This window comes from Parabacteroides chinchillae, assembly GCF_900108035.1.
GTDB classification, from domain to species: domain Bacteria; phylum Bacteroidota; class Bacteroidia; order Bacteroidales; family Tannerellaceae; genus Parabacteroides; species Parabacteroides chinchillae.
The window spans coordinates 1-22,108 of record NZ_FNVS01000020.1 but is presented as its reverse complement, the minus strand read 5'-3'; the positions used below and the strand labels follow the sequence as shown (position 1 = coordinate 22,108).

The window sequence follows — 22,108 nt, the reverse complement described above, 5'->3', positions numbered from 1 at the left end:
ATCAAGAAATCTACTAAATCAGATGAACAACTTGGCATCAGACTATACAGTTTTAATCGTAGATGACGTACCAACAAACGTCATGTTAGTGCAAGCTATACTAAAAAAGGAAGGATATACTCTTCTTACTTGCGATAGTGGAGCAAAAGCTTTGCGCCTTGCTCAAGAAAGACATCCTAACCTTATCCTGCTTGACATTATGATGCCGGAAATGGATGGTTATGAAGTGCTTCAACATTTAAAAAGCAATCCGGAAACAAACAATATTCCTGTAATTATTATGTCTGCTTTAAGTGACATGCAGAGTATTGTAAAAGGATACCAGTTAGGAGCAACCGAATATGTAACCAAACCTTTTCAACGTGAAGAATTAGTAAAGCGAGTTGCTCACCGTTACGAACTATACAGTATTAAACGAATCAAACAAGAATTAGAAAGTACAATAGAATCACGCGATACGTTATATTCTGTAATAGCACATGATTTACGTTCGCCTCTTGGCTCTTTAAAAATGATGAATAATGCCATTCTAATGATGGTAGATAAAGAAAAAGTAGGTGATGAAGTATTTGAAATGCTTCAGATGATGAACAAAACATCAGAAGAAATATTCCTTTTACTTGATAATTTATTAAAATGGGCCAAGAACAGGTTAAACAAACAAAAAATATACAAACAACCGACTGAAATCAATTCTATCATTGAAAGTACAGCAGAAATGTATATTCCTATGGCGGCTCAAAAAGGCGTCAATATTCTATTAGAAGGACTTGATAACGAACTAATGGGATCCGTAGATATTGATATGTTGAAAACCATTGTCCGTAATATAATTTCCAATGCTTTAAAGTTCAGTTTTGAAGGTGGAACTATCACTATAAAAAGTAAAACCGATGGAGACTTTGTTATTATCACTATTCAAGATACCGGCAAAGGCATCAAAAAAGAAAATCAAGCCAAATTACTTAATCAAAGCACCCATTTTACGACCTACGGAACAAACAATGAAAAAGGCTCTGGCCTTGGCTTGATGTTATGTAAAGATTTTGTTGAATTACATGACGGGAAACTATGGTTTGAATCGGAAGAAGGAAAAGGTACAACTTTCCATTTCTCGATGAAAGCATTAAACCAAAATGAATAAAGCGTAATTTTTTATATCTTTGTGCCTGCATCAAGGTGACATTAGATGCAGATTTCAAACTTATAAAAATTTCTATATGTACACAGTTATTAAACGCATGGAGATATCGGCTTCCCATAGCCTCAGACTCTCCTACCCCAGTAAATGTGAAAATCTGCACGGTCACAATTGGATTATCACAGTTTACTGTCGTTCCAAAGAATTAAATGCCGACGGCATGGTGATAGATTTCAGTCACATAAAAAAGATTGTAAAATCAACTCTTGATCATCAAAACCTAAACGAAATACTGCCATTTAATCCTACGGCAGAAAACATTGCCCGATGGATATGTGATCAACTGCATTCGTGTTTTAAAGTAGAAATTCAAGAGTCGGAAGGAAACACTGCTATTTATGAGAAAGATTAATGAAATTTTCTACAGCCTGCAAGGAGAAGGATTTCATGCAGGAACTCCTGCCATATTCATTCGTTTTTCCGGATGCAATTTAAAATGTAATTTTTGCGACACACAGCATGAATCAGGAGAATTAATGTCTGACAAAGATATTCTGCAAACGATTGACGGTTATCCTGCCAACATGGTAATTTTAACAGGAGGAGAACCATCTTTATGGATAGATGACCTTTTTATTAAACAATTACATCAGGCCGGGAAAATAGTTTGTATCGAAACTAACGGAACTCGCTCCATTCCCGCATCTATAGACTGGGTAACCTGTTCTCCTAAACAAGACGCACCGGTTTTACTAAACCGCATGGATGAAGTAAAAGTAGTTTATACCGGACAAGATGTATCACCCTATCTTGAACTTCCGGCACAACATCATTATTTGCAGCCTTGCTCTTGCAAAAACACGAAAGAAGTGGTAGACTATATACTAGCACATCCCAAATGGAAACTCAGCTTGCAAACCCACAAGCTGATACACATCCAATAATCAATTATTGTATTTTACTTCCATACCGCGAACAGAGTCATTTATGCGGCCATCGCTATATGCCAACTGCCCATTAACAAAAGTCTTCCATATGGCATGGTGGAAAGTATAACCTTCAAAAGGCGACCATCCGCATTTATATAATATATTATCTTTTGAGACAGTCCATGCAGATTGAGGATCAACCAATACTAAGTCGGCATAATAACCGGGACGGATGTATCCTCTCTCTTCTATATGGAATAAATCAGCCGGCATGTGAGCCATTTTTTCCACAACTTTCTCATATGTAAAACGGCCTTCCATCGCCAATTCCAGCATTACAATCAATGAATGTTGAACAAGAGGTCCGCCGGAAGCAGCTTTCAAACAACTGCCTTCCTTCTCGGCCGGAAGATGCGGAGCATGGTCTGTTGCAATAATATCGATTGTATTATCATTAACGGCAGCTCGTAAAGCTTCACGATCTTCCAGAGTTTTTATAGAAGGATTCCATTTGATACGATTACCAAACAAGGCATAATCTCCATCATGGAACCATAAATGATGCACACAGACTTCTCCTGTAATTTTCTTTTCATTAAGGGGTTTACTATTATCTAATAACGTCAGTTCCTTTGCTGTAGACAAATGCAATATATGTAAACGGGAATTCAAACGCGTAGCAAGCTCCACTGCCTTAGCCGAAGAAGCATAACAAGCCTCTTCATTACGAATTTTACTGTGGAAAGAAATATCCAGGTCATCACCATATTTTCCCGTATAGTAAGCAATATTTCTTTTTATCACTTCCTCTTCCTCTGCATGGATAGCGATCAACATACCTGCTTCTCCAAATATCCGCTCCAAAGATTCTTTTTTATCAACCAGCATATTTCCGGTAGACGAACCAAGAAATAGCTTTAAACCAGGAATACGGCTACGATCTAATTTACGGATTTCATCCATATTGTCGTTCGTGCCGCCAAAAAAGAATGAATAATTAGCTACCGATACTTCTGCCCCCCTATTAAACTTCCATTCTAAGTCGGCAATTGTCGTAGTCTGAGGTTTGGTATTCGGCATATCCATGAAAGTAGTAACACCTCCGGCAACTGCAGCACGGCTTTCCGTGCCCATATCACCTTTATGCGTCAATCCCGGATCACGAAAATGAACCTGATCATCTATCACACCTGGCAATAGCCATTTTCCGGTAGCATCAATAACTTCCGTTGCTTCCGACCTAACGGCATCCGATATTTGACCTTCATAAACTGCAGCAATTTTATCACCATCTATCATCACGGAGCCGTCAAATATACGGCCTTCGTTAATGATGCGAGCATTATGGATTAACACCTTATTCATTTTCATCCCGATGATTTTATAAAATGATCCTGATGATTTATAAAAATGATCGGGATCATTTATAAGTTTATACTTTAATTATTTCCGTTTAGGATATTTTCTAAAGAAACTCCACCATTTAAGCTTTAATACCCCAAACAAAGCTTCACCAAATATAGAAGAATTCATTTTAGAAACACCTAAAACCCGATTGATAAAGATAATAGGAACTTCAATTATCTTGAATCCGCATTTATAAGCTGTAAATTTCATTTCAATTTGGAAAGCATATCCCTTAAAATGAATTTTATCCAGTTCCATTGTTTCCAGAACTTCGCGGCGGTAACACTTAAATCCTGCTGTTGTATCCTGCACCTTCATACCCGTAACAAAACGGACATATACAGAAGCATAATAAGACATCAGCACACGTCCTAAAGGCCAGTTTACAACATTTACTCCATTACAATAACGGGAACCTACAGCAACATCGGCTCCTTGTCCGGTACATGCCGCATACAATTTTGGCAAATCATTCGGATTATGGCTAAAGTCTGCATCCATCTCAAACACAAAATCATATTTATGCTCAATAGCCCACTTGAAGCCACAAATATATGCTGTACCCAAACCTTGCTTGCCTTGACGTTCTACAAGAAAAAGACGTTCTGGAAATTCGTTCTGCAAACCTTTCACAATGCCGGCAGTTCCATCCGGAGAACCATCATCGATTATCAGAATATTAAATTCTTTCTCCAAACCAAACACGGCACGGATGATATTTTCTACATTTTCTTTCTCGTTATATGTAGGAATAATAACAATACTGTCTGACATACCTTGATTAATATATTAATTGTCAATTATTTATTTCGAACAACAAAAACTATCAATAAAATACAGCTCAAAGTTACATATTTTTTGTATAAATCAATCACTTTACTTTCCCATTCCACATCATAGAATTCCAAGTAACTCCAAATAATAAAGAACATTTGATTCTATCCACAAAGTATTTTTCACAACCGAAAAAAACTTTTTTCATTCGCAGTACACATCCCATACTTTCGTCGATACATAATAAACATAAAACAGCTATGAACAGACATACTTCATATCACGATTTTTCATTTGGGTGTGAACATCAAGGTTATTGGAATAACAGATGCTCCGGTTATGCATTAGCCGCAATACTGAAAGATTTGGGACAAAACCGATTCTTTCAATTCAAAACTTCTTACAAAATACCTTTGGGACATATTATTTACAACCAGTTACAAGCTTCACAAAGAATATATCTCAGAAAATCCCCCAACAGTGTTTGTACCCGGTTCATTAATAATCCGGTAAACATGCAGAAAAACAGTCACCATATTCTTCCTTCCGTAATTGTAACCTATTGCCAATCAATCCACCTGTCTCCCATATTATACTATTCTCAAGAAAAAGAAGAAAGCATCTTCCGGTCTGAAATATTAAAAGAAGACCTTTCCGGATTAACAAACTCACGATGCCAACAAATTTTGTCTGATGATTTCAAACAGCAAACCTATAAACACAAATATTTATTAGCCTTGACACGCTATCAACATTGGGTTGCCCTAAAACAAGAAAACGAATATTTTTATCTGTTCGATCCTGCTCCTCCAAAGCTGGGAGGAGGTACAACAGGGCCTTGTATATTTGAAAATGCCCTGCCATCTGAAAAGTATATCAAAAAAGGAAGATATTCGACTAAATATTTCTATGAAATAATGATCGGTTTATACTAGTATCATGGCAGGATTAACCTGCCATGATATGTTTGTTTATTTCTTTGATTTCATTATATGTTTAATACAACAGGTATTCATCTTATCGGCAGGTATCGTGCCTATAAACACCCAAAATCCTCTCTTTTGTATAAATTCACCCAAGTGCAAACCAATGACTTGCTCTGTATCAATTTCATACCTCACTTTTCCCCCTTTCGATCCAACTGCTTCTTCTATAGAAGTAGCACACCATACTTCCCGGTTCATTTTCACCACACTTCCCGGATTCACCACGGATGGCTTTGGATGTGTACCACCTAAACCTGTCTTATCAATTAAATCGGCCGTTTTTTCATCCGTACCGTGATATAAATACTTTGGCAAACTTGGTGCGGCAAAACACTGGCAAACTTCTTGTTTATTGGTATCCTGCAATTCCTGCTTGGATTGATTCATTTCTGCATTTGCATCTTTTACATTATTACACATATAAATTAATTTTTAATTCCTACTCTTTCAAAGGCTTTTCGGAACCCGCCTATGAATTAATTAATTCCGTAAGCTTACAAAAGCAAAAATAGATACCATATAAAAAAACACCTATTCTGTTTTGTGAAGCATGTAATACATTATTTAGAATTGGCAAACTAGCAATATCAACTTATTTTTCGACGATTTAAATAATACATTACGACATTTTCCGTACTTTTGCGTCTATCAATTATTCATTTATACAATTGGAGGTACAAGAATTAGTAAAAATATATGCTGCGCATCCTCAGGTGGCAGCGTTAGACACCCTACTAAATAAAGAAACTTCCCGTAATATATTCTTAAAAGGATTAAACGGTTCGGGTGCCGCAATGACAATCGCTTCTCTTTTTACAAAAAAAGGGGGAAGCTTTGTGTGTATTCTAAACGATCAGGAAGAGGCCGGATATTTTTATCATGACCTTACACAACTTACGGCAAGTAATAAGATTTTCTTTTTTCCTTCCGCTTACCGTCGCGCCATCAAGTATGGACATATTGATGCTGCCAACGAAATATCAAGGACAGAAGTACTTAGTATGCTTCAAGACACTGGCAAATCTTTTATTATCGTTACATATCCTGACGCATTAGCAGAAAAAGTTGTCTCCCGGGAAACTTTAAAAGAAAACACGCTTAAAATAAATACCGGAGAAAAGCTGGATAATATATTCGTTTCCGATGTTCTGGACCAATACGGGTTTGAGCGTGTGGATTATGTATATGAACCCGGTCAATACGCTCTTCGTGGAAGTATTCTTGATGTATTTTCTTTCTCTTACGAATTTCCTTACCGTATCGACTTTTTTGGCAATGAAGTAGAAACAATACGTACTTTTGATGTAGAAACACAACTCTCCAAAGAAAAACTGGAAAGTATCTACATTGTCCCTGAGATGCTGAAAAACAATAGTTCCAAACATTCATTGCTTAATTCACTGCCGTCTGATACAATCTTAGCATCACGCGACTTAGCCTGGTGCAAAGAACGCATTGGCAGTATATGGAATGACGCTCCGGTGATTGGAGACGAAGATTCTTTCGCCAGCATTGATGACATGCGGAACAAACTAACAACGGAAGAAGATTTCTTGCGATCAGCACTGGATTTTCGCCGTATCAATTTTGGGGCACGTTCGACCGGCACCGCTGATGCAACAATTACATTCAGCACACAACCTCAACCTATCTATCACAAGAATTTCGATATGGTTAGCGAATCTTTCCAGAAATATCTGAAAAGCGGCTATACTCTTTACATATTAAGTGATGTAGAAAAGCAATCTGCCCGCATCCGTGCCATCTTCGAAGACAGAGGAGATAATATTCATTTCACGCCGGTAAATAAAACCATTCACGAAGGATTTACGGACGAGACATTAAAGATATGTCTATTTACAGACCATCAGCTTTTTGATCGTTTCCACAAATTCAATTTAAAAAGCGACAAAGCACGCGGTGGAAAAATAACGCTTTCTTTAAAAGAACTCAGCCAATTCACTATTGGAGATTATATTGTACATATAGATCATGGCGTAGGACAATTTGGCGGATTGGTACGAACAGAAGTAAACGGTAAAGTTCAAGAAGTCATTAAACTGATTTACCAGAACAACGACATCATTTTTGTCAGCATACATTCTCTCCATAAACTATCCAAATACAAAGGTAAAGATAGTGGAGTCCCCCCAAAACTGAATAAGCTGGGAACCGGTGCTTGGGAAAAAATGAAGGAGAAAACCAAGAAAAAGGTAAAAGATATTGCCCGCGATTTGATTCTCCTTTATTCCAAGCGTAAACAGGAAGAAGGTTTTGCTTACAGTCCTGATAGTTTTATGCAACATGAGCTGGAGGTCAGTTTCATTTATGAAGACACGCCAGACCAGATGAAAGCAACTGCTGACGTAAAGAATGACATGGAAAGTTTACGTCCTATGGACCGTCTCATCTGTGGGGATGTTGGCTTTGGTAAAACGGAAGTTGCCATACGTGCTGCTTTTAAAGCGGTAGCGGATAACAAGCAGGTAGCAGTATTGGTTCCAACGACAGTCCTTGCTTTCCAGCATTTCCAGACATTTTCCGAACGTCTGAAAGACTTCCCCTGCCGCATAGATTATATAAGCCGTGCACGCAGTAATGAACAAATCCAGGAAACTCTAACAGATATAAAAGAAGGAAAGATAAATATTCTGATCGGGACACACCGTATTGTAAGCAAAGACGTTAAATTCAAAGATTTGGGACTGCTTATAATTGATGAAGAACAGAAATTCGGTGTCACTGTTAAGGAAAAACTCCGTCACATGAAAGTGAATGTCGATACGCTTACCATGACAGCTACACCTATCCCCAGAACATTACAATTTTCTTTAATGGGTGCACGCGACCTTTCCAGCATCACCACCCCTCCTCCCAACCGGTATCCGGTACAAACAGAGGTAGAACGTTTCAATCCTGACATTATCCGCGAAGCTATCAATTTTGAAATGAGCCGTAACGGACAGGTGTTTTTCATCAATAACCGCGTTCAGAACATCTTTGAGATGGAAGCATTGATACATCGTGAAGTTCCAGATGCACGCATAGTTGTAGCACATGGCCAGATGGCACCGGATAAGCTGGAAAAGAAGCTTATCGATTTTGTTAATTACGAATATGATGTATTAATTGCCACTAGCATAGTTGAAAACGGTATTGACGTACCGAATGCAAACACAATCATTATCAACAATGCCCAGCAATTCGGGTTATCGGATCTTCACCAGTTACGCGGACGTGTAGGAAGAAGCAACAGAAAAGCATTCTGTTATCTTTTATCTCCTCCATTATCAACTCTTACGCAAGAAGCCCGTCGCCGTTTGCAGGCCATCGAAAACTTCTCAGAATTAGGAAGCGGCATTCATATAGCTATGCAAGATCTTGATATCCGGGGTGCAGGAAATTTACTTGGCGCAGAACAAAGTGGGTTTATTGCCGATCTGGGATATGAAACCTACCAGAAAATACTGGAAGAAGCCGTTGATGAATTAAAAAATGACGAGTTCTCTGAGCTTTATGCGGATATGGAAAGCAGGAAATACAAAACAGGAAATGAATTTGTACGTGAAACACATATCGAGAGCGACTTGGAACTAATGTTTCCTCCTTCCTATATTCCTAATGATTCAGAGCGTATTTCTCTTTATCGCGAATTAGACAATATGGAAGAAGAGCGGGATATCCTTGCCTTTACCGAACGTCTGAAAGACCGTTTTGGGAAAATACCTTCGGAAGGAAAAGAATTAATACGCATCGTCCGTCTTCGCCGTATGGGTAAAAAGCTAGGTATAGAAAAAATTATGTTGAAAAACGGACGAATGAGTATTTTCTTAATATCCAACTCGGAAAGCCCATACTACCAGAGCGAAGCCTTTGACCGGTTACTCTCATTCATTCAGCGCCATCCACGCGAATGTACACTACGTGATCAGAATGGAAAACGCAGTATCGTTATAAAAAACGTACCAACAGTGGAAATGGCCTGTAGCTATTTGCAAGAAATAGAGTAAAAATTACCTTTCTCACGAAATAATAAATTCTTCCGTGAGAAACTAAAACAGATACCAAATAAAAATGAAAAAGACGCTGATTGACCTTTTTGAAAACTCGGTACAACAATATCCGGACAATCCTTTCCTTTGGGAAAAGACAAAAGACCAATACGAACCAACTTCCTACATTCAGGTAAAAGATCAGGTTTACGCACTTGGTGCAGGACTTATAGCTTTAGGAGTAAAAAAAGGCGACAATATGGCGTTACTTAGTGAAGGACGCAATGCCTGGATAATAGGAGAACTGGCTATGTTTTATGCCGGTGCAACCAATGTTCCGCTTTCTATAAAACTGGAAGAAGCAAGCGATCTTCTGTTCCGCCTTACACATGCCGATGTCAAATACATCATGGTATCCGGCAACCAATTGAAAAAAATCCGGAATATCATAGATCAACTGCCTCTGGTTCAGAAAATAATTATATTTGACGAGCAAACAGAATACCGGAAAAATGAAATTTCATTATCCGAAGTTATTAATATGGGAAAAGAGTGGCTATCTCAGCATTCATTATCCGAGTTTCTTTCTGTCGGGCAATCTCTGCAAAATGACGATTATGCAACCATAACCTATACATCCGGTACAACTGCTGACCCAAAAGGAGTCATACTGACTCATCGCAATTACACAGCCAATATCGAGCAATCGCTTACATGCGTAGATATTGACAGCAATTGGCGAACTTTGGTTATTTTACCTCTGGATCATTGTTTTGCACACGTTGTAGGTTTCTATATCTTTATGTCCAAAGGGGCTTCCGTTGCAACCGTGCAAGTAGGAAAAACAGGTATGGAAACACTCAAAAACATACCGGTCAACATTAAAGAATTTAAGCCCTACCTGATCCTGAGTGTTCCGGCCTTAGCCAAAAATTTCAAAAAAAACATAGAACAAGGCGTACGAAGCCAAGGCAAAATTATCATGAGCCTTTTCAATACCGGCCTGCGGATTGCCTATATATATAATGGTAACGGAGGGGAAAATAAAGGACGTGGTTGGAGGATGTTACTTAAACCACTGGTTAGCTTTTTTGACAGTATTCTGTTTACCAAAATACGTGGGAATTTTGGAGGACAACTACGATTTTTCATTGGTGGAGGAGCACTTTTGGATAAAGACCTGCAAAAATTCTATTATGCGATCGGGCTTCCTATGTACCAAGGCTACGGGCTAAGCGAAGCTACACCGGTAATCTCTACAAATAGCCCCAAGCATCATACATTCGGCAGTAGCGGCGTATTAGTCAAACCTTTGGACCTGAAAATATGTGACAATGAAGGAAATGAGCTTCCCGCAGGAGAAAAAGGAGAAATCGTTATAAGAGGCGAAAATGTAATGGCTGGATATTGGAAAAACCCTGCATCTACAGCAGATACGATAAAAAATGGTTGGCTTTATACCGGTGACATGGGTTATATGGGAAATGACGGATTATTATATGTACTAGGTCGTTTTAAAAGTCTCTTGATCGGAAGTGATGGTGAAAAATATAGCCCTGAAGGAATTGAAGAAGCCTTAATTGAACACTCATCAAGTATAGACCAATTACTATTGTACAATAATCAAAATCCATATACCGTAGCATTGGTTGTTCCAAACAAAGATAGGCTAAAAAAGCATCTGACACACTTACACCTCACACTAGATACCGATCAAGGAAAGGAAGAAGCAATCCGCATTATCCAAAAACAAATTGATCGTTTCCGCAAAGGAGGTGAATTAGGGAATATGTTTCCCGACCGGTGGTTACCCACTACTTTTGCAATTCTGCCCGAACCCTTTACCGAACAGAACGGCATGGTTAATAGTACCATGAAGATTGTTCGCGGTAAAGTAGAAAAAACGTATGCCAACCGTATTAAGTATCTTTATACCCCGGAAGGTAAAAATCCGGTGAATAATGAAAACAATAAGGCTCTGTAAAAAATTACAGATAATATAATAACATCATTAAATAATTAAATCTAAACACCTATGTTTTACAAAACAGTAGTTTCCTCCTTAGCACTGGCTTCCGTATTGTCGGCTGCGCCTCCGGTTAAAGCCAATGGCGTAGCAAAACAGGAGATAGACAAAGGATGGATATTTAAACAAGTCAGAGGTAACAATTGGTACCCGGCAACCGTACCTGGAGTTGTTCAGACAGATTTGATGAACAACAAGATTATTGACGACCCTTTTTATCGTCTTAATGAACGCAGTATCCAATGGATAGATAAAGAAGACTGGGAATATAAAACAACACTTAACGTATCTCCCGACATTTTCAACAAAGACAATATCGAACTCGACTTTAAAGGATTGGATACGTATGCAGATGTTTATCTGAATGATTCTTGCATTCTGAAAGCCGACAATATGTTCCGCGAATGGAAAGTAAGCGTAAAAAGCTTATTAAAAAGAGACGGAAATGAGTTGCGCATCTACTTCCATTCTCCCATCAAAGTAGATCTTCCTAAATTTGATGCCCTGAAATTCCCTGTAGAAGCTGGCAACGACCAATCTGAAAACGGCGGGATTTTCGATAAAAAAGTAAGTGTATTTGCCCGGAAAGCCGGCTACCATTATGGTTGGGACTGGGGACCACGTATCGTGACGAGCGGTATTTGGCGTCCTGTTTATCTGATCGGATGGAATGATGCTATTATTGACAATATCTTCTACGAACAAACAAACGTCAATGCCAAACGTGCAGACATTAAAGCCCACGTTCAATTCAAAGCAGATAAAGAAGGTGAGGTTTTGTTGACAATTAAAGCTGATGGCATTAAAGCCGGTTGGAATAAAAAAACACGGGTAAAGAAAGGTGTAAACCTGATAGAAACGGATTTGGTAGTCAACAATCCGAAGTTATGGTGGTCAAACGGTTTGGGTGAACCTCATTTATACCCATTCACAGCTACTATCACTATGGACGGAAAAGTGGCCGACACTAAAACAACCAATCTGGGACTTCGCAGTATTCGTGTTGTCAACCAACCGGATAAAGATGGTCATACTTTTTATTTTGAATTGAACGGAGTTCCTGTATTTGCAAAAGGAGCGAACTACATTCCACAAGATAATTTTTTACCACGCGTTACACCGGAACAATACGAGACAACTATATTAGATGCAGTTAATGCAAATATGAATATGCTACGCGTATGGGGCGGCGGTATTTACGAAAACGATCTGTTTTACGATCTTTGCGATAAATATGGTATTATGGTATGGCAAGATTTTATGTTTGCCTGCAGCATCTATCCGTTAACACCGGAACTGGAAGAGAACATCCGGGAAGAAGCCATCGAAAACGTAGTGCGTCTGCGTAATCATCCGTCCATAGCAATCTGGTGTGGTAACAACGAAATACATACAGCCTGGTTCAATTGGGGCTGGATGGGAAAATTCGATGCTTACGGCGTAACCGAACAATTGCGTAACGATACAAAAAAACTGTTCAATCATTTGCTTGCCGACGTTGTAAAAGAATATGACCCTACAACCTTTTATTGGCCATCTTCCCCTTATGGAGGCGATCCGGATGCAAAATGTGAAAGTGGTAAACCCAACTGGAATCCAAACGGCGACGCACACTATTGGGGTGTATGGCAAGGTATTGATTCCGTAGCCCATTTCAATAAAGTAAAAGCCCGCTTTTTTTCTGAATACGGGTTCCAATCTTTTCCTGAATATCAATCCGTATTGAAATACGCACCTGAAGAACGCGACCATGATATTTATTCGGATGTAATGATGGCACACCAACGTGGTGGACAGATAGCCAATTCCCGGATCGAGAAGATTACATCTGATGAATATCGCAAACCAAAAGATTTCCCCAGCACATTGTATATGAGTATATTGTTGCAGGGAGATGCTATGAAAACGGCAATGGAAGCACACCGCCGTATGATGCCTTATAATATGGGATCCCTATTCTGGCAACATAACGACTGCTGGCCTGTAGCTTCCTGGTCTAGCCGCGATTATTACGGACGATGGAAAGCACAGCATTATTTTACTAAAAAGGCATTCAATGACATTTTAGTTTCGCCAATTGCAGAAGATAGTAACCTAAACGTATGGATCGTATCAGATCGCCTAAAATCTACTAAAGGGAAACTGGATATTCGGGTAATGGATCTGAAAGGCAATGTACTTTTTGAAAAACAGAATAATGTTACTTTACCCGCAAACACCAGTAAAATACAATTTTCGGTACCGATAGAATCTGTTTTGGGAGGAAAACAAAAGAACGAAGTAGTTGTGAACACCCGCTTCACCGAAAACAACACGAAAGAAGTTGTTTCCAATAATTACTTCTTTACCCGCTATAAAGACATAGATTTTCCTGAAGCTGACATACAAATGACTTCTGTCCCTGCAGCCGACGGTTTCAATGTCACTTTGCAAAGTGATGTATTTGCGCGCGCTGTATTCCTTAGCATAGATGGTATAGATAACTTTTTCTCGGACAACTATTTTGATTTGCTGCCCGGCGAACCGGTAACCATCCATGTTACAACAAAGCTCGACAAAACAACATTTGACAAACAGTTAAAAAGTTTCAGTATCGTAGATGCCTATTAAATGGCATCTCTTTTGAATATAAAAGTCTTGTCTTAACAATTCAAAAAATCAACTTATTTGAATTGTTAAGACAAGACTTTCTTTTCCGGATAAATACATTGTCATCTTAAGTATATATAGTTTTGATACAATAGTGTGATTAATGATTATTAATAGCCGGCTTCCCTCTCCTAACAAGAAAAAATGTACCTTTGCAAACTATATTATCCGTGAAGGAATAACAATAGTTATGGTAAAACTGATTCGTTATATATTACTCCTGATTCTGTTACTTACAGTAACCGGAACATCTGTCATATACGCTCAAAGTATCACTACCGCATCCGGTATTGTAAAAGATTCTGTCACAGGAGAACCATTATCTTTCGTGTCTGTCATTTTCGAAAATTCCACAATTGGCGCGATGACCGATGATAATGGAAAATTCACTTTACAGAATGACAAAGGACTCAAAAACCTTATTATTTCATCATTAGGATATGATAATAAAACTGTACGTCTGAATGTTGGTAAAAAGAATGATAATCTGGATATCATGCTTCGCCCTACCTCTTTCCAAATCGCAGAAATCGAAATAAAGCCCCAAAAAGAAAAATATAGCCGAAAAGACAATCCGGCAGTTGAACTTATAAAAAAAGTAATAGAACATAAGAATGACAACCGTATTGAGGCAAAAGACGAATATCAAACCGAAGCATACGAAAAACTCAGTATGTCTTTAGACAACTTCAATCCGAATCTGGATAAAAACAAATTCCTCAAGAAATTCAAATTTATAAAGAACTACCTGGATACATCCGAGTTCAATGGCAAACCTATCTTAACAATTTCTGTCCGTGAAACCCTATCCGATATCTACTACCGTAAGAGTCCGAAAACAGAAAAAACGATAACAAAAGCAAAGCGTCAGCAAGGTATCGATAAGACATTAGATGACGGAGGAGGTATAACTTCCAACCTTGAAGAGATATTCAAAGGAGTAAATATTTTTGACAACAACATTAATATCCTCTTAAACCGGTTCGTAAGTCCCCTGTCCTCCACCCTTGCCACATCCTATTATAAGTATTATATTATGGACACACTGGATGTGTCAGGCGATAAATGCGTAGACCTGGCTTTTGTTCCGGTAAACAGTCAGAGTTACGGTTTCACAGGTCGGCTATATATTACTCTGGATGGCAATTATGCAGTAAAAAAGTTTGTTTTAAACACACCTGCAAAGATTAACCTGAACTGGGTAGATAAACTTCGCATCGAACAAGAATTTAAACGTATGCCGGACAGTACCTGGGTATTAAGCAATGAAAATACGTACGTCAACTTCTATATCGTAAAAGGAACCCAACAATTATATGCCCACCAGCTACGAAATTTCGACAAATATAATTTCAACATACAGAATGCAGATTCGGTATTCGGGCTTTTAGGCCCTCTCCATGTTTTGCCGGAAGCGACAGCTCAGACAGACACATTCTGGATAAATAACCGGCATATTCCATTAAAAGAAAAAGAAAATGCATTAGATGATCTGTTAGCCCAGCTACGTAAAGTACCGGCATTTAATGTCATCATCAAGACTGCTGAAATTCTTATATCCGGTTACATACCAACTACCGGCGATAAGAGTAAAAGTAAGTTTGATTTCGGTCCGATGAACACCACCTTTAGTGCCAACCACCTGGAAGGTTTCCGCATGCGTGTCGGGGGCATGACTACGGCAAACCTAAATCCGTACTGGTTTGCAAGTGGCTATCTGGCCTACGGGGTTAATGACCGAAAGTTGAAATACAATGTCAAACTGACGCATAGTTTTAATAAAAAGGCATATCACGAAGGAGAAAGCCCTGTAAATAATCTTTCATTCATACAGGAATATGATGTATATACACCCGGTCAGGATTTCCTGTTTACCAGCAAAGACAATATGTTCGTTGCCTGGAAAGTGGGAGAACCTGTTACGAAGATGCAATACATCCGCAAGTCGATGTTCCAATACGAAAAGGAATGGTTAAACGGCCTTACATTTAAAACCTGGGCCCGAAACGAGAATAATGAAGCTGCAGGAACATTGCATTATGATCTTGAAAATGCGGATGGTACAAAGACACGTATAAAAAGTATTACGACCTCAGAAATTGGAGCCCAATTACGTTTTGCTCCGGGAGAACGTGCTTACAACGGACGTTCGGGTAAAGGATCTGTCTTCAATCTATCAAAAGATGCCCCGGTATTCAAATTGTCACATCAATTAGGTATAAAAGGCGTATTAGGCGGAGATTACAATTATAATCATACGGAAATCAGTGCGGAGAAACGTATTTGGTTATCTTCTTTCGGTCATATCGATGCCCAGGTAAAAGCAGGTAAAGTGTGGGATAAAGTGCCTTTCCCCTTATTGATTATGCCAAATACAAACCAGTCTATCACAATTCAACCCGAAGCATTCAATATGATGCGCGCCCTGGAATTTGTGACAGACCAATATGTATCATTCTATTTCACCTACTATCTGAAAGGATGGATACTGAACCGTATACCTGGGGTAAAGTGGTTGAAACTGCGTGAAGTAGTCTCCTTCAGCGGGGTTTATGGAGGTTTGACCGATAAAAACAATCCGGCACTGACTCCCGGATTATTCACATTACCCGATGGTACAACCCCTCTGGGCAACACTCCTTATATGGAGGCCAGTGTCGGTCTGGAAAATATTTTCAAAATTTTACGAATAGACTATTATCGCCGGTTGACTTACCTGGACCAGCCTAATATTAAAAAAGGCGGTGTCCGTATAGCTCTCCGGTTCTCATTCTGATGCAGTATTCAAAGTTCGAAAAGAAAACACTCAGCCATACACCAAACGCATGGGCTTTATTACCTCTAGCCGTATTCTTACTATCCTATCTGGTAGTATCGATTCTGGCCGGAGATTTTTACAAAATGCCTATAACCGTAGCTTTTGTTATATCGTCTATTGTTGCTATTGCTATTTCAAAAGGTGGAAAATTAAATAACAGGATAGAACAATTTTGCCGGGGAGCAGCCAACAGTAATATCATGCTGATGGTATTAATATTCATATTGGCAGGAGCTTTTGCCCAAACTGCCAAAGCCATGGGTGCAGTAGATGCAACCGTCAACCTGGCAATGTCTATCTTGCCTGGCAATCTGCTGGCGGCAGGCATTTTTATTGCAGCTTGCTTCATATCCATTTCCGTAGGTACATCCGTAGGAACCATTGTAGCTTTAGCTCCCGTAGCCGTAGGTATAGCCGGCAAGACCGGAATGCCTGACGCTTTAATGTTGGGTGTTGTTGTTAGCGGGGCAATGTTTGGCGACAACCTGTCTTTCATTTCCGATACCACTATTGTAGCCACCCGCACGCAAGGATGCAAAATGTCGGATAAGTTCAAGGTAAATATACGGATCGCCCTTCCTATCGCAATCATTACAGGGCTCATATATATTTTTATGGGTAGTGAAGTGCGTGAGGCTTATATACCTTCTTCCATCGAATGGGGAAAAGTAGTGCCTTATCTGGTGGTTCTAATCACGGCTATATGTGGTATGCATGTGATGCTTGTTCTTTTTATCGGGATTATTCTATCCGGGATTGTAGGGTTGATTACCGGAAGTTTCGACGTGTGGGGATGGAATGCAGCTATGGGATCGGGGATTACCAATATGGGGGAATTAATTATTGTCACTCTGCTGGCAGGAGGTATGCTCGAAATGATTCGTTACAATGGCGGAATAGACTGGATCATCCAAAAATTAACATCACATATCCACTCCTCCAAAGGAGCCGAAATCAGTATTGCCGGCTTAGTCGGTTTTGCCAACCTATGCACGGCCAATAATACGATAGCATTGATAATGGCTGGTCCTATTGCAAAAGATATTGCGGATAAGTTTAATGTCGATCCGCGTCGAAGTGCCAGCACGTTAGATATCTTTTCATGCTTCGTACAAGGTATCATACCTTATGGAGCACAACTATTAATGGCTTCCGGGCTTGGCAACACCTCGCCTATCGAAATTATGCAATATCTGTATTATCCTTATTTACTGGGAGCCGGAGCTTTACTTGCCATCTTCGCCGGATATCCCCGGAAATATACAAACTAAAGGAAGGGAAGAATTTGTTTTGTTGCCGAACGTTGCAATCAGGATGCTAACCTTTTTCTATTCCGATGCCAACCTTTTATGGCATTGCATCACATATATATTTTTAGAAAAGAGTATACGTCCTTTAAACAAACAGCACGTATACTCTTTTTATGAATCATTTCAAGCCCCTGTTCTTCAACAATGGTCCTGTCCCGGGTTCTTTTCCGCGGAAGTTCACATACATTACCATCGCATCGTCTATTCCTCCGGGAGTCAGAATATATTTCCTGAATTTATCTGCCACCTCCGGATTAAATATATCGCCTGTTTCCTTATAGGCTTCGAAAGCGTCCGCATCCAGCACCTCTGCCCAGATATAACTGTAATATCCTGCAGTATAACCGCCTCCCATAGTATGGTTGAAGTAAGTAGTGCGGTAACGGGATGGAATCTGCTTTAAGATGCCACGCTTTCCCAACGTTTCACTCTCAAACTTCATCACATCCAAACCTGCCGGGATTTCTTTCATTACATGATAATCCATATCAAGCAAAGAAGCGGCCAGATATTCGGTTGTAGCAAAGCCCTGGCCATATTTACCGCTCTTATCCAGTTTATCTATCAGTTCGGCCGGTATTACTTCTCCGGTCTGATAATGTTTGGCATAAACCTTCAATACTTCAGGTTCAAATGTCCAATGTTCCATAACCTGGGAAGGAAGTTCTACAAAATCGCGAGGTACACCGGACACACCGTAATAATGTACATCCTTAAATAAATTATGCAGCCCGTGACCAAATTCGTGGAACAATGTTTCTGCTTCATCAGCGCTCAACAAAGCCGGTTGTCCGGCAGCAGGCTGACTAAAGTTGCACACTATAGTAACCACCGGACCAAGACGGGTTCCATCCTGATATGTCTGCGAACGATAGGTTCCGCACCAGGCTCCGGGACGTTTGCTTTCGCGCGGGAAAAAGTCAAAATAGAGCACGCCCAGATAGGTTCCATCCTTATCTTTACATTCAAATGCCTGCGCCTCGGGATGAGGTAATGGGATATTCTTTATCGGTGTAAAAGTGATGCCGTACAATTTATTGGCAACATAGAATGCGCCATCACGCACATTATCCAATTTCAAATACGGACGGATCTGGTTTTCATCTAAGTCAAACTTCGCCTTCTTGGCTTTCTCAAAGTAATAACGCCAGTCCCAGCCTTGGGCTTCAAAGTTGCCGCCTTCTTTCTTTATCTCGGCATTAATGTCTGCCAGTTCTTCTTTGGCTTTGGATAAGGCCGGAGTCCAGATTTCATTCAAAAGTTTATATACGTTACCTGCATTCTTTGCCATACGTTCTTCGAGTACGAATGCAGCATAGTCTTCATATCCCATCAACCTGGCTTTTTCCAGGCGAGCAGTAATCAACTTGCGTACGACTTCTTTGTTATCATTGGCATTATTGTTATTGCCGCGGCTAATATAACCGTTAAATATTTTCTCGCGTAAAGCACGGTTATCAGCATATTGAAGGAAAGGCATCACGCTTGGATTATGCAGCGTAAATAACCATTTGCCTTCCATCCCGGCAGCTTTTGCAGCAGATGCAGCATTGGCAATTAATGTTTCCGGTAGCCCGGACAAATCATCTTTATTATCAATTACCAGTTGAAACGCGTTGGTCTCCTTCAGCACATTCTGGCCAAATGTAAGTTGAAGCATGGATATTTCACTATTCAACTCCCGTAATTTAGCTTGCTTATCCGCATCCAGGTTAGCACCTCCACGAACAAAGTCTTTATAGATTTCGTCCAATAGTTTTGTCTGTTCCTTATCCAGATTCAAATTTGCCTGATTATCATAAACAGCTTTTACCCGTGCAAATAAGGCGGGATTCAGGTTTATATCATCATCATGTTTCGACAGTAATGGAGACAGTTCCTTATTCAAAGCCTGCATTTCATCGTTTGTATTAACGCTGTTCTGGCCAAAGAAAACAGCACTTACCTTCCGGAGCAGCTTACCGCTTTGGTCTAATGCCACAACCGTATTTTCGAATGTAGGTTTCTCCGGATTATTTGCAATTGCTTCAATCTCTTTTGTCTGCTCTTCCATTCCTTGCAGAAAAGCAGGTTTGTAATGCTCTAGTTTTATCTGCTCAAAAGGAGGAACACCAAATGGAGTGGTAAACTCTGTCAGAAACGGATTGCCGGTTTCCGCAACTTCAGCCTTTTTGCCAGAACATGCTCCCAATACGAGCGCCAATCCGGTAGCCATAATTAATTGTTTCATCATTAATAGAATTTATGTTATATTATTTCAATCCCCGATTCTTTCCCGCGGAAATTCTTATACATGTCCATTGCATCATTTATGCATCCGGGATACTCCCTGCAAATATAAGGAAGATTAGGTAAACAGGCATAAAAAGGGCTATACCAAAATTCGGAAAATTCCCGATTATGATATAGCCTTTCTGTGTATTCCGGGGACGGATAAAGAATGTTATTCTCCCAACTCGGTTTTTATGATGTCGTCTTCTTCATCAATCTTGTTCTCTATATCGTCTGTCAAATCCTTAACATCTCCCGAAGTATAATCGTCTGACAACACCGACCTGGTTGATCCTGTTTCATCAAACAGCTCATCACTCTCGTCCCATAAAGTTTTTAATATTTTTTCCGGCATATCTCTATGTATTTATTGTTTAGTTAATATTGTAACACTTCGGCCATTCATTTTGTTGTTTCATCAGTATCACTTATTTTCGCATAATGCTTAAACAACAAACCGGTAATATATAAAACAACCTGACATAGAATATGTAACAGAATATGAATAGAATTACAACACTTTTCGGGATTCAATATCCCATTATCCAGGCAGGCATGGTATGGTGCAGCGGATGGAAACTGGCCTCTGCCGTAAGTAACGCAGGCGGACTGGGTTTATTAGGGGCAGGCTCCATGCACCCCGAGGTGCTCCGCGAACATATCCGCAAATGCAAGGCGGCTACGGACAAACCTTTTGGCGTAAACGTGCCGTTGATGTACCCGGAGATAGAAACAATCATGGATATAATTGTAGAAGAAGGGGTAAAAACAGTCTTCACCTCAGCCGGTAATCCTAAAACATGGACAGGGTTTCTTAAAAAACACGGAATCATTGTTACTCATGTAGTAAGCAGTTCCAAATTTGCAACCAAATGCGAGGAAGCCGGCGTAGACGCTGTTGTAGCCGAAGGTTTTGAAGCCGGAGGGCATAACGGGCGCGAAGAAACCACCACCATGTGCCTTATCCCATCCGTTCGCAAAGCCACTTCATTGCCATTGATTGCAGCAGGTGGCATCGGAAGCGGTCAATCTATGCTGGCAGCCATTGCCCTGGGAGCCGAAGGCGTACAAATAGGGACACGTTTTGCGCTCACCTGGGAAAGTTCGGCCCATGAAGACTTTAAAAAACTATGTCTGAATCTTCAGGAAGGTGATACCAGGTTATTACTTAAAAAGCTTGCTCCTACCCGTCTGGCAAAAGGAGACTTCGCCACAGCAGTAGAAGAAGCCGAAGCCCGCGGAGCCTCTGCCGACGAATTACGGGAATTATTAGGCAAAGGACGTGCCAAGAAAGGTATCTTTGAAGGCGATCTGAAAGAAGGCGAACTGGAAATAGGCCAGGTTGCTTCCCAATTCTGGGAACTGCAGCCGGTTGCAGACGTAATGCATGATATTATCGAAGGATATAAACTGGCATTGGAAAACATAAACTATACGCAGAATCTTTTTTAAAAGTTCCCGGGTAGCACGGCAAACAAGCGCAGATTTACGCAGATATTTTTCCTTACCGCACAAGAAATCCCTATCTTTGCCCCCGCAACATCTCATAAACAAGATGAAATACATTCCTTGTATAAGACATATATCTGCGGAACATACATGTTCCGCAGTCCTTCTTCATGAAGAAGGATATTTTGCAAAAAAAACGTAACCTTTCCTCCACCCACCTTTTTCACGTAAAAAACAATCAAAACATAGCAGGCTGCCCTTGCAGCCTGCCCAAAACGTGTGTCCGTACCACACGGAAAACCTCCGTACACCTACAAAAGTATCACCAACGCACCGGCGGAGCCTCCGTACACCTA

Annotated in this window: 16 protein-coding genes; 11 read left to right on the top strand and 5 right to left on the bottom strand. The window is 40.0% G+C overall.

Translation table 11 applies throughout. The features are described from left to right. Positions 1-22: 22 nt before the first annotated feature. From C4S38_RS13865 to C4S38_RS13855, 3 genes are all read left to right on the top strand, one after another. Entirely contained in the window at positions 23-1,144 is a 1,122-nt protein-coding gene (locus tag C4S38_RS13865; RefSeq protein WP_103984185.1) for a hybrid sensor histidine kinase/response regulator, read from the top strand. A 76-nt stretch (positions 1,145-1,220) separates the two neighbouring features. Next, the gene (gene queD / locus C4S38_RS13860; protein ID WP_103984184.1) at positions 1,221-1,553 is read left to right on the top strand and encodes a 6-carboxytetrahydropterin synthase QueD; all 333 of its coding nucleotides are present in this window, start codon (positions 1,221-1,223) and stop codon (positions 1,551-1,553) included. After that, on the top strand, positions 1,540-2,085 hold the full coding sequence (locus C4S38_RS13855; protein WP_103984183.1) for a 7-carboxy-7-deazaguanine synthase QueE: 546 nt from the start codon (positions 1,540-1,542) through the stop codon (positions 2,083-2,085). The genes queD and C4S38_RS13855 overlap by 14 nt, the downstream gene beginning before the upstream one ends. Here C4S38_RS13855 and C4S38_RS13850 read toward each other — a convergent pair whose 3' ends face one another. Both C4S38_RS13850 and C4S38_RS13845 read right to left on the bottom strand, forming a co-directional pair. Beyond that, a complete protein-coding gene (locus C4S38_RS13850; RefSeq protein WP_103984213.1) occupies positions 2,086-3,435 on the bottom strand; it encodes a dihydroorotase in 1,350 nt (449 codons plus the stop codon). A gap of 78 nt (positions 3,436-3,513) precedes the next feature. Further along, the gene (locus C4S38_RS13845) at positions 3,514-4,251 is read right to left on the bottom strand and encodes a polyprenol monophosphomannose synthase (protein WP_103984182.1); all 738 of its coding nucleotides are present in this window, start codon (positions 4,249-4,251) and stop codon (positions 3,514-3,516) included. Between the two features lie 260 nt (positions 4,252-4,511). Between C4S38_RS13845 and C4S38_RS13840 the strand changes: the two genes are divergently transcribed. Beyond that, positions 4,512-5,186 carry a hypothetical protein gene (locus C4S38_RS13840; protein ID WP_103984181.1) on the top strand — a complete coding sequence of 225 codons (675 nt, stop codon included), beginning with the start codon at positions 4,512-4,514 and terminating at the stop codon, positions 5,184-5,186. A 36-nt stretch (positions 5,187-5,222) separates the two neighbouring features. Here C4S38_RS13840 and C4S38_RS13835 read toward each other — a convergent pair whose 3' ends face one another. Then, positions 5,223-5,657, bottom strand: coding sequence for an RNA 2'-phosphotransferase family protein (locus C4S38_RS13835; protein ID WP_103984180.1), 435 nt, complete (start codon positions 5,655-5,657; stop codon positions 5,223-5,225). Between the two features lie 248 nt (positions 5,658-5,905). Between C4S38_RS13835 and mfd the strand changes: the two genes are divergently transcribed. The 5 genes from mfd to C4S38_RS13810 all read left to right on the top strand — a co-directional run bounded on the left by mfd (position 5,906) and on the right by C4S38_RS13810 (position 17,993). Continuing rightward, positions 5,906-9,247 carry a transcription-repair coupling factor gene (mfd, locus tag C4S38_RS13830; RefSeq protein ID WP_103984179.1) on the top strand — a complete coding sequence of 1,114 codons (3,342 nt, stop codon included), beginning with the start codon at positions 5,906-5,908 and terminating at the stop codon, positions 9,245-9,247. A 64-nt stretch (positions 9,248-9,311) separates the two neighbouring features. Next, positions 9,312-11,213, top strand: coding sequence for an AMP-dependent synthetase/ligase (locus tag C4S38_RS13825; RefSeq protein ID WP_103984178.1), 1,902 nt, complete (start codon positions 9,312-9,314; stop codon positions 11,211-11,213). Between the two features lie 51 nt (positions 11,214-11,264). Further along, positions 11,265-13,865 carry a beta-mannosidase gene (locus C4S38_RS13820; RefSeq protein WP_103984177.1) on the top strand — a complete coding sequence of 867 codons (2,601 nt, stop codon included), beginning with the start codon at positions 11,265-11,267 and terminating at the stop codon, positions 13,863-13,865. 229 nt (positions 13,866-14,094) lie between these two features. Then, positions 14,095-16,680 (top strand): DUF5686 and carboxypeptidase-like regulatory domain-containing protein, encoded by a 2,586-nt coding sequence (locus C4S38_RS13815; RefSeq protein WP_103984212.1) that lies wholly within the window; start codon positions 14,095-14,097, stop codon positions 16,678-16,680. Next, the gene (locus C4S38_RS13810) at positions 16,680-17,993 is read left to right on the top strand and encodes a Na+/H+ antiporter NhaC family protein (RefSeq protein ID WP_103984176.1); all 1,314 of its coding nucleotides are present in this window, start codon (positions 16,680-16,682) and stop codon (positions 17,991-17,993) included. The genes C4S38_RS13815 and C4S38_RS13810 overlap by 1 nt, the downstream gene beginning before the upstream one ends. A gap of 157 nt (positions 17,994-18,150) precedes the next feature. Here C4S38_RS13810 and C4S38_RS13805 read toward each other — a convergent pair whose 3' ends face one another. Then, positions 18,151-20,262, bottom strand: a complete 2,112-nt coding sequence (locus tag C4S38_RS13805; RefSeq protein WP_103984211.1) for a M3 family metallopeptidase — start codon at positions 20,260-20,262, stop codon at positions 18,151-18,153. Between the two features lie 213 nt (positions 20,263-20,475). Then, positions 20,476-20,658 carry a hypothetical protein gene (locus tag C4S38_RS13800; protein WP_099465359.1) on the bottom strand — a complete coding sequence of 61 codons (183 nt, stop codon included), beginning with the start codon at positions 20,656-20,658 and terminating at the stop codon, positions 20,476-20,478. Between the two features lie 146 nt (positions 20,659-20,804). On the opposite strand from C4S38_RS13800, the gene C4S38_RS13795 reads away from it, so the two are divergent. Next, on the top strand, positions 20,805-21,755 hold the full coding sequence (locus C4S38_RS13795; RefSeq protein ID WP_103984175.1) for an NAD(P)H-dependent flavin oxidoreductase: 951 nt from the start codon (positions 20,805-20,807) through the stop codon (positions 21,753-21,755). Positions 21,756-21,922: 167 nt separating this feature from the next. Beyond that, positions 21,923-22,108, top strand: a 186-nt coding sequence (locus C4S38_RS16135) for a hypothetical protein (protein ID WP_234999403.1), incomplete at its 3' end; no start/stop codon positions are given.

Excerpts from the sequence above, each read along its gene's own strand:
- C4S38_RS13855 (WP_103984183.1), top strand. The coding sequence starts at position 1,540 with ATGAGAAAGATTAATGAAATTTTCTACAGCCTGCAAGGAGAAGGATTT.
- C4S38_RS13810 (WP_103984176.1), top strand. The coding sequence starts at position 16,680 with ATGCAGTATTCAAAGTTCGAAAAGAAAACACTCAGCCATACACCAAAC.
- C4S38_RS13805 (WP_103984211.1), bottom strand. The coding sequence starts at position 20,262 with ATGAAACAATTAATTATGGCTACCGGATTGGCGCTCGTATTGGGAGCA.
- C4S38_RS13815 (WP_103984212.1), top strand. The coding sequence starts at position 14,095 with ATGGTAAAACTGATTCGTTATATATTACTCCTGATTCTGTTACTTACA.
- C4S38_RS13845 (WP_103984182.1), bottom strand. The coding sequence starts at position 4,251 with ATGTCAGACAGTATTGTTATTATTCCTACATATAACGAGAAAGAAAAT.
- C4S38_RS13820 (WP_103984177.1), top strand. The coding sequence starts at position 11,265 with ATGTTTTACAAAACAGTAGTTTCCTCCTTAGCACTGGCTTCCGTATTG.
- queD (WP_103984184.1), top strand. The coding sequence starts at position 1,221 with ATGTACACAGTTATTAAACGCATGGAGATATCGGCTTCCCATAGCCTC.
- C4S38_RS13825 (WP_103984178.1), top strand. The coding sequence starts at position 9,312 with ATGAAAAAGACGCTGATTGACCTTTTTGAAAACTCGGTACAACAATAT.
- C4S38_RS13800 (WP_099465359.1), bottom strand. The coding sequence starts at position 20,658 with ATGCCGGAAAAAATATTAAAAACTTTATGGGACGAGAGTGATGAGCTG.
- C4S38_RS13795 (WP_103984175.1), top strand. The coding sequence starts at position 20,805 with ATGAATAGAATTACAACACTTTTCGGGATTCAATATCCCATTATCCAG.
- C4S38_RS13840 (WP_103984181.1), top strand. The coding sequence starts at position 4,512 with ATGAACAGACATACTTCATATCACGATTTTTCATTTGGGTGTGAACAT.
- C4S38_RS13835 (WP_103984180.1), bottom strand. The coding sequence starts at position 5,657 with ATGTGTAATAATGTAAAAGATGCAAATGCAGAAATGAATCAATCCAAG.
- C4S38_RS13850 (WP_103984213.1), bottom strand. The coding sequence starts at position 3,435 with ATGAATAAGGTGTTAATCCATAATGCTCGCATCATTAACGAAGGCCGT.
- C4S38_RS13865 (WP_103984185.1), top strand. The coding sequence starts at position 23 with ATGAACAACTTGGCATCAGACTATACAGTTTTAATCGTAGATGACGTA.